The organism is Streptomyces sp. NPDC059832 (assembly GCF_042731715.1).
Taxonomy (GTDB): domain Bacteria; phylum Actinomycetota; class Actinomycetes; order Streptomycetales; family Streptomycetaceae; genus Streptomyces.
Window position 1 is genome coordinate 133860 of record NZ_JBHWIY010000021.1, and the last position, 11464, is coordinate 145323.

An 11464-nucleotide genomic window follows, 5' to 3' on the forward strand; every position below is an offset into this window, starting at 1 on the left:
CAATGGGTTTTCAGGACGGGGGGGGGTAAGCCCCCCCCCCCCCCCCCCTCTTCTCTTCCCCCAAAGCCCCCCCCCCCCCCCCCCTCCTCCCCCCACCGCCCCCCCTCCCCAGGACACTAGTTGGCGAGAGCCGCGTCGAGGTGGTGGCACAGTGCCGCCGGCCCGTGTGCGGCGACCGGAGGCCGCGTGGTCGCCGCTGCTACTTGCTGGGCGTCACACTTTCGCGTGTGAGGAGGCAGAAGGGGTGTCCAACTGGGTCGGCGTACACGCGGTAGCCGATTGGTTTGTCCGATCCTTCAAGCAGCGTGGCGCCCAGGGCGAGGACCTTCGCCTCTGCTACATCCAGGTCATCGACCATCACATCAACATGCATCTGGGCCGGACGATCGGGATTGCGCCACTGGGGCGGCCGGAAACCGCCGACACGCTGAAAGGTCACGATCTCCGTGCCCGTCGTGTTCGCGAGCACCACATAGTCAGACGAGTCCTCCACCCGCGGTAGCGACAGCAGGCTCTCGTAGAAGCTCGCGAGCTCGGATGGGGCAGGACAGTCAATGACGAGAGAGAACAGGCGTCCGATCATGTTGATCACACTATGCCGCGTACGGAGGAAGAGGGATACGCGCATGCACAATTCACCGGGCATTCCGTAGCCTTCGCAGGGCGATGATGTGGGAGCCGTCGATCGCGGCATCGTCGAGGGGCAGCAGGCTGTCTGCCCGCAGCCCCGCAAGTAATGCCTCGTGTGGGCGACGCCAGACCCCAGCTTCGGTTCAATCGCGTATCCGGCGCCAGGCGGTCACCCCGGAGCAGCCCACAACCTGGCTGGGCACGTCGCGCCAGGCCACTCCCTTGCACAGTACGTAGATGATGCCGGCCTCTGGCGACCCGCACCGGGCCGCGGACCCGCCTGTCGATTGTTCTGCTGCTCCAGAACAAACCGGTTTGGCTAGTGCTACCGGACATGATCGAGGGTGGGCGTGAAGAAGGCGCCGCACCGGGGGGTGCAGCGCCTGGGAGGCTTCGCAGGGTCAGGAGCCCGCTGAAGGAGCTCTTCAGGGAAGTAGTCGGCGTTCGCTGCCCTGCCGGATTACCGGTCTGACCTGCTCCTTTGGACTACACGCGGGGCCGGCCAGCAGCGCTCCGCGCCGTAATCGCCCACGAGCCCGCACCACTGCAACATGCCGGACGCCTCACCGAACTGATCACGCGCCTGCTCGACAAAGACCTTGGCACACGACCCACCATTGACGAAGCCCTCGCTATACGCACGTCGGCCAGACGCAGACCCTGTCCCCAGTGCTGAACGGGGAGGGGCGCCGACGAAGCGGTGAAGAAGCGCTTCGCTGACGCCGTCAGCTCTCCCAGTCGACGGATACCACGGTCCCGTCGCGGGCCACCTTGACGGCAAGGAGGTTGTCACTGGTCGCAGCGTCGATCGTGTAGTCCATGACGACCTGGGCCCTGGCCTCCCCGATCAGGTGCCACAGCCCGATCTGAACGGGGTGCATGGCTGCAGTGAACGCGTCGACGCTGATCGCTTCGCCGTTCGCTTCCCGGGTGAGGCGCTTGATCACTTCGACGTCGTCGAGTTCGTCGGCGTGGTAGTCGATGAAGTAGCGATCCTGCTGCAGGTTTTCACGGATCGCCGCGCGAGCCGCGGTGTCCAGGGCCGGCAGGCGGGTCAGGTGCGTCGCGAACGCATCCAGTACTCCCGCGTCCAGCCCGGAACTGGGGTCGGCCCACAGCCGGACTTCGACCTCGCTGCTTCCCAGCGCGGCTGCGCCTTCCCAGATGACTTCCGTCTCGTCCATCGACGGAACCTCAAGGTGCCCGAAGTAGGGGTGATCGATACTCTTCATGGGGCCTGTCATTCCGATGGGCGGTACGGCTTGAGAAGTAGTGAACGTTCCTGGTCCAGGTTACGGCCTCGATCACTCCGCGCGGGTACCGGTCCTGCCGGTACAGCGCCTTTGGTGTCACCTGCCCGTACACGATCCGCACGCTGATCGGCAGGCGCGAGGGGGCCGCGGGCCGGAGGGGCGGATCTCCAGCCGTGCCAGGCAGAGCCCGGCCGGGCAGTGCGGTCATGCCGCCACGTCGGCGCGCTCGACCAGGACGCCGTTCTCGAAGCGGGCGCCCGCGCGCACGAGGGGCACGAGGTGAGCTGCGGTGATCGTGCGCCATCGGGCCTGGGCGGACTCGACCAGTTTGAACACCATGGCCAGGGCCGTGGCCGGGCTGCCGGCCCCGCGGGTGACCTTGGTCCGCAGCTTGACCGTGGAGAACATCGACTCGATCGGATTCGTGGTCCGCAGTTCCGGTCCTGGACGCACAGAGCCGTGCCGACCCGCGCGCCGCCCATCCGCAGCAGCCGGGCACTGCGCAGGAGACTTGTGCCGCTGCGGGCGGTGTCGTCCAGCAGGACCGTCCGCCGGCCGCGCCCGGGTCGGCGCCCTCGATCTGCTGCCACGCCGTGTTCCTTGGGGGCCGGGCGAAGGAAGGCGGCGGGCAGACCGGTGTGCAGGGGCATCGCCGTGACCAGCGGGATGCCGGCCAGCGCGGGGCCTGCCAGGGCCTCGGTGTCGGCGGGCAGCGGGCCGGCGAGCGCGGCTGCGGTCTCCGTCAGCGGCTCCGGGGCACCGGCAAGCCGGTACGGGTCGAAGCAGGTGTCCAGGGTGCCGCCTTCCGGCAGCAGGTAGGGGCCGGGCCGGTAGGCGGCGCCTGCGATCTTCTCCGCGAAGGTGACGGCGGGCAATGTCATCGCTCACACCGTCCGGCATCGAGGGCCTTGAGGTCCGCTTCGAGCGCCGCGGCGTCGGGCAGTTCCCGCAGGAAGCCCAGCGGCCGGGTGGGCTCTCGGTCAGCCGTCCCCCGGCTCGAAGGAACACGCCCAGGCGGCACGCGGTGGGCCCGAGCAGCCGCACGGGCAGGGAGCGGATCGTGGTGGCGTAGTACAGGGCGGCGGTGAGTTCGTGCAGCGAGCCGACCCCCTCCGCCCATCGCGACGACCAGGTCGGCGTCGTCGAGACAGGCATGCAGCCGGGCGCCGATGGTCGTGGCGTACACGGTGCTGGTGACGTAGGGGTTGAGGGCTCCCCGGTCGGAGCGGTCGGCCAGCGTGATCGCGGTGACCGGTACTCCATGGGGCGCGGCGCCGCGCGCGGCGGCCTCCATCAGTCCGTTGTAGGCGCCATGCCGCAGGGCGTACCCGGCGCGGGCCAGGTCGGCGTCGGCGGCCTCCGCCAGCGGTTCCTCGCCGTCCGGCGGTACGACTCCGGCGAACAGAGCCGCGGTGAGGTCGGCGCTGTTCATACGAGTCCTTCCTCAGGCTGCTGGCAGGCGCGGTACGCGGAGATCTCGTCGGCCGGCGAGCCGACGGCGTGCGGGGCGATTTGCTGCGCAAGGCGGACGATGCGGTCCGGTGCCTCGTAGGCCTGCGCCACGGTGGGGACCGGAGGACTGGTCAGCGCCTGCGTCAGCTCGGTCAGGCACTTCCGGCCCCTGGCGGTGTGGCCGACTTCGTCGGGGAGGTGGTGCCAGCCGTGATGCCGGGAGTGCGGCACCAGTGCGGTGCGGATCACGCCCCGGCAAGTGGCGTTCAGGTCGTGCAGGAGGCCGTAGGCGATGTACTGCTGCACTCTTGCCAGGTGCTTGCGGAGCATCGCGTGCAGCACCATCGCCTGTACGAGGAGACTGCCGCAGTTGGCCGGTGCCTGTGCCGCGCGGGCGAGTTGCTGCGCCGTGCGCTGCCGGGTGCCGGTATCGGCGAGGTCGTCGGCGCCGGGGCCCTGCCACAGCAGGCGGGGGCCGATCCTGTGCGCAGCGCCCCGACCGCGCTGGTCGGGCACAGGTACAGGTCGAGGTGGAGCAGGTTGCTGTCGTGCGGCAGCAGGTAGACGAACCCGGCGCCGCAGAGATCGTCGACGATGGTGTCCCGCCATCCGGGCAGCAGCGTGCCGAAGGTGGTGGACATCAGCGCGTCCAGGCTGTTCATCAGAGCGGGCAGCCGGCCGTCGCGGACGGCGACAGGTGGGGGCGGGCGGCCAGGGCCTGGTAGGCGTCGTTGGCGTACACGTCGGCGATCAGGTGGAGCCGGTCCGGGCCGGTCGTGTTGCACACGCCGTGTGCCTGCGAGGGCGTCAGCCGCCACAATGCCCCAGCCGCCATGCGGATCCTGGTCCCTGCGGTGATCAGAACCGCCGAAGGATTGGTGACGAGCGGGATGTGCAGGCGATGCCTGCGGAGTCGCGCAGTTCCGCGTAGTCGCGCGGTGCTCCCACAGGTAGGAGTGCGGTTCCAGGCGGGCCACGCGCACGTACATGAAGTCGTCGCCGACCGACAAGAGGAATTCTCCGCCTCGCCGCCAAGCTGATCACCCCCCGGAGGACTTCCGGAGCTGACCACTGAGACGGTACCGAACACCCGCTGACGGTTCGTTCGGTCAAGGAGGTCCGGCGGTCAGCCGAGGAAGTCGACGTGGTCGATCAGGCCGTCGCGAACCCGGTAGGCGACCAGCACGCGGAGGGGGTCGTCCGTGATGCCGTGGGCGATCTCGTGGTCCACCACCCAGTTGCCCTCGGTGAGTCGGCCGGCGATCTCGGCCCGGCAGCGGCCTTTGGCGAACATGTCGGCGTACGCCTCCCGCACGGCGTCGCGCCCGAGCAGGCGGTCGCCGCTGCGGCGGTTGATGCAGACGTCGGGGGCGTACGTCGCCGCGAAGGCTTCGAGGTCATGACTGTTGTAGGCGGCGAGCTGGCGTTCGACGACGGCCTCTGGGGTGGTCACCAGTTGATCATGCAGAGTGTTCCCTCGCTCGTCCAGGGAAGACCGGGATTACCTGCCGATCGGCACATTCCCACCTCGCACGACCTCCCGTTCGGCATCTGCCCGCAGCCACACCCACCCCAGGCCAGCCGGCTGTCCACCGTCAGCTTCGACGGTTCCCCGAGCACGCACTGGACTGCACGTGCGGTCTGCACCTCGTCGCCACCCGTCCACTCGACCTGACCGCATGTCAACCCCCGAAGGACTTCCAAAGCCGACCACTCAGGAATCTGCGTACCGGTGTCGAGACGAGGTAACTGGTCGACCCCACGGTGGCGACCGCAAACGTTCGGCCCCGCACGCTCCATCCGTGCCGCCTCGGCTGCGATGTCCAGCACTTTATTTTCCATCGGCTTGGTGTCGGCCGGGCCCGGCCCGGCTCCTACATGCGGGGGTCCAGAAGCTTTTCCGGTGTGATCGGCAGGTCCCGCACGCGCCGCCCCGTCGCGTCGAACACCGCGTTGGCCACGGCTGCCGCGATGCCGGTGGCGGACAGCTCACCGATTCCCTTGGCGCCGAGCGGCCCGGCGTACGGGTCGAACTCGTCGACGAAGGACATGTCGATGTGCGGCGGGATGTCGGCGTTCACCGGCAGTGCCACCCCGGCGAGGTCCTGGGACAGCCAGCGGCCGAGATTCGGCTCGAAGCGGCTGGCCTCCATGGCGGCCATGCCCCAGCCCCACACGAGTCCGCCGATCATCTGGGAGCGGGCGGTGCGCTCGTTGACGACCGCGCCCACGCTGTAGACACCGGTCGCGCGGCGCAGCCGCAGCAGCCCGAGGTCCGGGTCGACGCCGACCTCGATGAACATGGCGCCGAAGGTGCGGGAGGCGACACCGGGCGCTCCCGCGTCCGCGGACGCGCCGCCGGGCAGCACCATCTCGCCGTTGCCGGCCACCTCGTCCAACCCGGCCGCGCGCAGGATGTCCGTGTACGGTCGGCGGTGCTCGCGCCAGATGAGGGCGCCGGAGTCGGCGCGCACCTCCTCGGCCGGCCAGGACATCAGGTCGGCGAGCCGGCGCAGCGCGTCGTTCGCGGCCAGGTGGACGGCGGTGCCCATGGCGATCGTGGTGCCCGAACCGTAAGTGGGACCGGCGTATGGCAGCTCCGTGTCGCCGGAGATCCCCTGGACGGAGCGGATGTCGATGCCGAGGGTCTCCGCGGCGATCTGCGGGAAGATCGTGGTGGAACCCGCGCCGATGTCGGTGTAGCCGGCTTCGACCTTCGCGGTGCCATCGGCTCGCAGCCGCACCCGAGCCTGCGAGGTGAACCGGAACTGGCCCTGCGTGCAGTCGGCCATGCCGCAGCCGATGAGCCAGTGCCCGTCCCGGGTGCGCTCCTTGGGCCGGTCCCACCAGCCAAAGCGCCGGGCACCCTCCTCGTACGCCTCCCTGAGCTTCTTCGAGGACCAGGGCGTGCCGTCGGCGGGGTAGCTCTCCGCGTAGTTGGCCAGGCGCAGGGTGAGAGGGTCCATGGACAGGGTGTGCGCCAGCTCGTCCATCGCGGAGCCGAGCGCCCAGGTGCCAGGGCCGTCGATGGGCGAGCGCATGAACGACGACAGGTTGACGTGGCCGCGCCGCACCCGTTGGCTGGTGGAGATGTTCGGGGAGGCGTACAGCGCCTTGGCGGGCACGGAGCCGAACTCGACGTAGTCGTCAGTGATGGCGGTGACGTTGTCGACCTCGTGGACGACCGCCTGGAGTTCGCCGCTGGCGTTGGCACCCAGCAAGACGCGGTGCTCCATCAGCGGCTGGTAGCCGACGATGCTGTACATGTCCTGGCGGGTAAGCACCAGCTTCACCGGCCGGCCGACCGCCCTGGCGGCCTGGGCGGCGAGGATCTCGTGCGGCCAGATGAACGCCTTGGTGCCGAAGCCGCCGCCGGTGTACGGATTGATCACCCGCACCTTGTCGGAGTCGATGCCGAAGACCGCGGCCAGGGCGTCCCGCACCGCGTACACGTGCTGGACGGAGTCGTGGACGGTCAGCCGGCCGTCGTGCCACTCGGCGAGGATCGCGCTCGGCTCCATCGGGTTGCCGTGCCGGGACGGCTGCGTGTAGGTGCCGGCCGCGCGTACGGGCGCCTCGGCGAGCGCGCCGGCCGCGTCGCCCTTGCGGAACTCCTGCGCGTCGAGCATGCCGTAGCCGCTGTCCGGCGACGGCGGCACGGACACCGCCGTGTCCGGGTTGATGAACGACTCCCGCTCGTACGACACCCGCACGCACGTCACAGCGCCCTCGGCCGCCTCCAGGGACTCGGCCAGGACCATCGCCACGGGCTGCCCCCAGTAATTGACGACGTCCCCCTGCATGGGAAGGAAGCGGGTGGCGAGCGGAGGGCTGGGCACCCCGGCGAATGCCTCGTCGACGGCCGGCAGCCCGGTCAGCACATGGACGACGCCCGCCTCCCGCCGCGCCTCCTCGACATCGAATCCCGCGACCCGGCCGGCGGTGATCGTCGCGCCGACCAGGGCCGCGTATAGCTGGCCTTCCGCGTTGTAGTCGGCAGCGTACGTGGCCGCTCCAGTGACCTTGGCGGGGCCGTCTTGCCTGGTCACGCCGCGAATGCCGGTCATCATGCCTCCAGGGCTAGGTCGAGGGCACGCAGTGCGGTGTTGCGAGCGAGCGGGATCTTGTACGCGTTCGAGGACAGCGGACGACTGGCGGAGAACCCGGAGGTGACCGCGTCCCTCGCCGCAGGGCTGCCCGGGCGCAGGCCGACGAGCGCCTGTTCCGCGTCGTACAGCCGCCACGGACGCAGCGCGACCGAGCCGAGGGCCAGGCGGGCGCGGGAGATCAGGCCGTCCTGGATCTCGACGGCGGCGGCCGCCGAGACGAGCGCGAACTCATAGCTCTGGCGCTCACGCACCTTCACGTACGCCGACTTGGGCGCGGGCGTGCCGATCTCGATGCCGGTGATCAGCTCGCCGGGGCGCAGCACATTGTGCGCCGACGGGTCCTCACCGGGCAGGGTGTGGAACTCCGTCGCCGGAATCCGGCGTCCGCCGTCTACGTGCTCGGTGGTGATCTCCGCGTCCAGACAAGCGAGGGCAACGGCGGGGTCCGAGGGCTGTACGGCCACGCAGTCCTCGGTCCAGCCGAAGATGGCCAGCCGCTCGTTCGAGCCGTGCAGGGCGGCGCAACCGGAGCCGGGGACACGCTTGTTGCAGGCGACCGGTCCGTGAGAGCGGAAGTAGGGGCACCGGGTGCGCTGCACAGGGTTGCCGCCGATGGTGGCCAGGTTGCGCAACTGCGCGGAGGCGGACTTGAGGATGGCCTGGGAGAGCACCGGGTACGACGCCTCGACGCGCGGGTCCTGGGCCACGTCGTTGAGCCGGGCGAGCGCGCCGATGCGCAGGCCACCGCTGTAGGTCGTGATCTCGTTCAGATCGGGCAGTCGCCCGATGGCGACCAGTCGGCGTGGTGATTCGATGCCGGTCCGCATCCAGTTGAGCAGTTCCGTGCCGCCGGCGAGGAACCTGGTGTCCGCCGTGCGCACGCTGTCCAGGGCGGCGGGCAGAGATTCGGCGCGTACGTAGGTGAACGGCCGCATGTCACTGCTCCTTTCCGGCCGCCGCCTCGACGGCCGCGGCGATCTGGGGGTATGCGGAGCAGCGGCAAATGTTGCCGCTCATCCATTCGCGGATCTCGTTGTTCGAGCCGGTGTGACCCTCCTGGATGCAGCAGACGGCCGACATGATCTGGCCAGGTGTGCAGAATCCGCACTGGAAGGCGTCCGCCTCGATAAAGGCTTGCTGGACGGGGTGGAGTTCGCCGTCCCGGGCGAGTCCTTCGATGGTCGTCACCTCGGAGCCGTCGGCGCTCGCGGCCAGCACTATGCAGGCGTTGACCCGGCGCCCGTCGAGGTGGACCGTGCAAGCGCCGCACTCGCCGCGGTTGCACCCCTTTTTCGTTCCGGTCAACCGAAGACGCTCGCGGAGGAGGTCGAGAAGGGTTGTCCGCACGTCACACGTGACCTGTGTATTTGTCCCGTTTACCTGCAGAGTCACGGTGGCTTCGGGGGTAAAGGACTCGTCTGACATGCATTGCTCCTGGGCGGCAGATCTCAGAAAGATGGACATTTTTCATGAGGATTGAAATATTTCCTATATGGGATGATACGTAACTAATTCAACATTGACGGCGCAAAGCGCTGATAGTCGTTGCCTGCTGAGGGCCGTCACTCCGTTCTCGGGGCATCCTCTGCGCCTCGCTGCGTCGCACAGGCTGCACGTGCGAGCGCCGGTGCCCCACGGGGAGGGCTGAACACTTCAAGGCTTGCGCTACCCCCGCGACCAGGCATCGGTCACTTGACTGACCGTGCCGGCTGCCGCCCTTGGCCTGCGCCGGCCACGCGCCCGTGCTGCTCGTGGCGGCCTACTGGCGAACAGACCTGACGTCGCGCTGGCTTGCCCCGCTCTTCGGTATCTCGAAGTCCGCCCTTCCGTCCGGCAGATCGGCGAGCGGGTCGGCCTGTCCAGCACCAGCTCCGTTCCCTACCAGCTCGGCCGCCTCGAAGCCTGCGGACTGATCAGCCGCACCGGCCACCGCTGGCGTTCCCGCCGCCTCGTCTCCTGGCCCCGGTCATGCCGGGCGGGATCTGGTCGGGTGATGTGTCCTGCGGAACGCCCCGAGCTGGGTGGGTCAGCAATTGGGTCAGCGGCCGGGGTGTCCGGCCCGGCCGAGGTGGCCGTGCACGTCTCCGTCCGGTGCGTACATCTCCGGGGTGACGTACTGCGGCGACGGCCAGGAGGACGGTGTCGGCCGGGCCGGGTGGCTGCTGCATCGGACGGCGATGACGGGTCCGGCTGCGCACAGACCCCTCCGTAGGTAAGCAGTCGGCGTGCCGCCTGGCCGTGGCGGACCTTGCGGCCTGCGGTCTTACCTCCATCGCACCGGATCCTGGCGCGACCAGGAGCGCGACGTGAGGCGCGACCAGAAGTGCGACCTGTACGGCGCATTCAGGGGGTGTCGACTGCCCGTCACCCGGTGGTCGGCCCGGCCACCGCAGGCCGGGGCCACGGTCCCGGCCCGCCGGCCCCGAATCAGGGTTGCTGGGCTCGTTCGGCCCGTCCGGGCGACGCCCCGGAGTCGGGATCTCTTGCGTCATGCCTTGCGGTATTTCCTGCGGTATCTGTTGCGCTGGCCTTTCGGGGCGTCGGGCGTTTGCACTGGTCATCATGCCCGTAGGGGAGTGGTCGGGGTGCTGGCATCCCCTCTGCGCACCTCCTGCCGCCCGCCTGTTGAAAGGGGGAGGGTGGGGACGGGTGGGTGGCGGCGTCTCGGGGATCGGTGGCCGGCCGGTCCCTCTCGCGCGTCGGCGGGGCCGCGCGCCGGTGCCTCGGTGTTCACCGCGACGCGGCGCACAGAGCGCCATGGCACCGGCCAGCACCTCAGGAATGGACGGACGAGCGGACGCGAGAGGGATCCTGGCTGCGTAGGTCATCTTCAAGAACGGTTGATTGCGGCTTCACGGATGCTTCCTTGGCCGCATGCCGCCGGGCGTCCAGCTCGGTCCGGTCGATGGCCTTGCGCAGCGCGTACGTGGCATCTGCGGCCTGCTGGGCGAGGCCGGCCGGCTCGGGGACCAGGACCTGAAGGCGGGTGTGGGGCACGGTGATTGCCGCCCGGGTGTCGTGGGAGACGGGAACTGTGTCCGGGGCGGGCCTGTCGGCCTGGAAGGGGCCCACCGGCAGAAGCAGGGCGAGGGCGGCGACCGCGTAGGAGGCGCATATCAGCCCCAGCGCGAGACCGGTCCCGGCGGCCAGCAGCAGCCAGCCGATGAAAGGCCCGGCGAACTCCTGCCCCACGGTCTCGGCCCCACCATTCAGGCGTTGGCGCGCTGCCGCCCCGCTTCCGGTACCAGAGCGGAGGCGGAGGTCGAGGCCGATACGTCGGCGACACCCAGGGTCGCCCCGGTGGTGAAGAGCCGGCCGAGCGTGAGGCCACCGGTCAGGGCGGAGACGGTACGCCCGGCCCGCAGTCGTGTCGGCGGGAGGGATTCCCAGCCAAAGCAGCGCATCGGCCTCGGACCCCTGCACTCGCGCCTGCGGTCCGTGCTTCGGGCCGGAACGCGGACCGCTGCGCCCCTTCAGCCCGGCGAGCGTGTTGATGAGCGGACCCGGATCCGGCGCGCCGATCTACCCGTCCGAACCGGGTTGTTGCTGTCCCCGGGCGGCGAGCTCCGCATCCCGGGCCAGGATCCTCTGCTGCAACAAGCTCATTTCAGCGGGGGGCGTACGCCCGCTCCCGGACGACGGCCAGGCCGACGGTGCCGTCCGGGCCGGCCGCGGTGGTGAGGCGCGGCTCGGTGGTGTCGGGGCGGGCCAGGGCGTGACGGCCCTGGTGCACGATCGCACCGTCGCGGGTGATGATGAACCGGTCGGGGCCGGCTCATCATCCACGGCGTCCCGGCCGGGCCGGACCCGTACATCTCGGGCCTTGCTCGTTGCGGCTCACGGACCGTCCCCCGATCGGTGGCCAGCTCGAAGAAGTTCAGTGTGCCGGCGCCAGGGCGTGTTTCAGAAGTCCCGTCTGTCTCGCGGGGTCTGACATTGATACTCGTAGCGGGTTCCGGTGGTCGTGGCTCAGGGTCTGACTGACGCCCTGCTGGGCTGTCCTGCAGTTGTTCTGTCCGG

13 protein-coding genes and 3 pseudogenes are annotated in these 11464 nt (G+C 69.7%); 2 read left to right on the top strand and 14 right to left on the bottom strand.

Annotation, left to right across the window (positions count from 1 at the left end; translation table 11 throughout):
- Positions 1-199: 199 nt before the first annotated feature.
- The 11 genes and pseudogenes from ACFV8T_RS30345 to ACFV8T_RS30395 form a co-directional block, all read right to left on the bottom strand.
- On the bottom strand, positions 200-583 hold the full coding sequence (locus ACFV8T_RS30345) for a VOC family protein (RefSeq protein WP_385333821.1): 384 nt from the start codon (positions 581-583) through the stop codon (positions 200-202).
- Positions 584-656: 73 nt separating this feature from the next.
- A pseudogene (locus ACFV8T_RS30350) lies at positions 657-878 on the bottom strand (transposase); the annotation flags it as partial.
- A gap of 477 nt (positions 879-1355) precedes the next feature.
- Positions 1356-1862, bottom strand: coding sequence for a DUF2004 domain-containing protein (locus ACFV8T_RS30355; protein ID WP_385333765.1), 507 nt, complete (start codon positions 1860-1862; stop codon positions 1356-1358).
- Between the two features lie 225 nt (positions 1863-2087).
- A pseudogene (locus ACFV8T_RS30360) lies at positions 2088-2318 on the bottom strand (IS256 family transposase); the annotation flags it as partial.
- A 442-nt stretch (positions 2319-2760) separates the two neighbouring features.
- Positions 2761-3315, bottom strand: coding sequence for a DNA transporter (locus tag ACFV8T_RS30365; protein WP_385333768.1), 555 nt, complete (start codon positions 3313-3315; stop codon positions 2761-2763).
- Positions 3312-3851, bottom strand: coding sequence for a hypothetical protein (locus ACFV8T_RS30370; RefSeq protein ID WP_385333771.1), 540 nt, complete (start codon positions 3849-3851; stop codon positions 3312-3314). The genes ACFV8T_RS30365 and ACFV8T_RS30370 overlap by 4 nt, the downstream gene beginning before the upstream one ends.
- Before the next feature lie 145 nt (positions 3852-3996).
- Positions 3997-4425 (bottom strand): aspartyl/asparaginyl beta-hydroxylase domain-containing protein, encoded by a 429-nt coding sequence (locus ACFV8T_RS30375; RefSeq protein WP_385333773.1) that lies wholly within the window; start codon positions 4423-4425, stop codon positions 3997-3999.
- Positions 4426-4461: 36 nt separating this feature from the next.
- Positions 4462-4788 carry an SgcJ/EcaC family oxidoreductase gene (locus tag ACFV8T_RS30380; protein ID WP_385333776.1) on the bottom strand — a complete coding sequence of 109 codons (327 nt, stop codon included), beginning with the start codon at positions 4786-4788 and terminating at the stop codon, positions 4462-4464.
- A 421-nt stretch (positions 4789-5209) separates the two neighbouring features.
- On the bottom strand, positions 5210-7384 hold the full coding sequence (locus ACFV8T_RS30385) for a xanthine dehydrogenase family protein molybdopterin-binding subunit (protein WP_385333779.1): 2175 nt from the start codon (positions 7382-7384) through the stop codon (positions 5210-5212).
- A 17-nt stretch (positions 7385-7401) separates the two neighbouring features.
- Positions 7402-8379 (bottom strand): FAD binding domain-containing protein, encoded by a 978-nt coding sequence (locus ACFV8T_RS30390; RefSeq protein WP_385333781.1) that lies wholly within the window; start codon positions 8377-8379, stop codon positions 7402-7404.
- Position 8380: 1 nt separating this feature from the next.
- Complete coding sequence (locus tag ACFV8T_RS30395) at positions 8381-8869, bottom strand: (2Fe-2S)-binding protein (RefSeq protein WP_385333784.1); 489 nt, start codon at positions 8867-8869, stop codon at positions 8381-8383.
- Positions 8870-9157: 288 nt separating this feature from the next.
- On the opposite strand from ACFV8T_RS30395, the pseudogene ACFV8T_RS30400 reads away from it, so the two are divergent.
- Positions 9158-9267 (top strand): annotated as a pseudogene (locus ACFV8T_RS30400) (IS5/IS1182 family transposase); the annotation flags it as partial.
- Between the two features lie 32 nt (positions 9268-9299).
- Positions 9300-9656, top strand: coding sequence for a hypothetical protein (locus ACFV8T_RS30405; RefSeq protein ID WP_385333824.1), 357 nt, complete (start codon positions 9300-9302; stop codon positions 9654-9656).
- Between the two features lie 563 nt (positions 9657-10219).
- Here ACFV8T_RS30405 and ACFV8T_RS30410 read toward each other — a convergent pair.
- The 3 genes from ACFV8T_RS30410 to ACFV8T_RS30420 all read right to left on the bottom strand — a co-directional run bounded on the left by ACFV8T_RS30410 (position 10220) and on the right by ACFV8T_RS30420 (position 11177).
- A complete protein-coding gene (locus tag ACFV8T_RS30410) occupies positions 10220-10636 on the bottom strand; it encodes a hypothetical protein (RefSeq protein WP_385333786.1) in 417 nt (138 codons plus the stop codon).
- 17 nt (positions 10637-10653) lie between these two features.
- A complete protein-coding gene (locus ACFV8T_RS30415) occupies positions 10654-10848 on the bottom strand; it encodes a hypothetical protein (RefSeq protein ID WP_385333789.1) in 195 nt (64 codons plus the stop codon).
- A 203-nt stretch (positions 10849-11051) separates the two neighbouring features.
- Positions 11052-11177, bottom strand: coding sequence for a hypothetical protein (locus ACFV8T_RS30420; protein ID WP_385333792.1), 126 nt, complete (start codon positions 11175-11177; stop codon positions 11052-11054).
- Between the last annotated feature and the right edge of the window lie 287 nt (positions 11178-11464).

Excerpts from the sequence above, each read along its gene's own strand:
- ACFV8T_RS30365 (WP_385333768.1), bottom strand. The coding sequence starts at position 3,315 with ATGAACAGCGCCGACCTCACCGCGGCTCTGTTCGCCGGAGTCGTACCG.
- ACFV8T_RS30415 (WP_385333789.1), bottom strand. The coding sequence starts at position 10,848 with ATGCGCTGCTTTGGCTGGGAATCCCTCCCGCCGACACGACTGCGGGCC.
- ACFV8T_RS30345 (WP_385333821.1), bottom strand. The coding sequence starts at position 583 with ATGATCGGACGCCTGTTCTCTCTCGTCATTGACTGTCCTGCCCCATCC.
- ACFV8T_RS30355 (WP_385333765.1), bottom strand. The coding sequence starts at position 1,862 with ATGAAGAGTATCGATCACCCCTACTTCGGGCACCTTGAGGTTCCGTCG.
- ACFV8T_RS30395 (WP_385333784.1), bottom strand. The coding sequence starts at position 8,869 with ATGTCAGACGAGTCCTTTACCCCCGAAGCCACCGTGACTCTGCAGGTA.
- ACFV8T_RS30390 (WP_385333781.1), bottom strand. The coding sequence starts at position 8,379 with ATGCGGCCGTTCACCTACGTACGCGCCGAATCTCTGCCCGCCGCCCTG.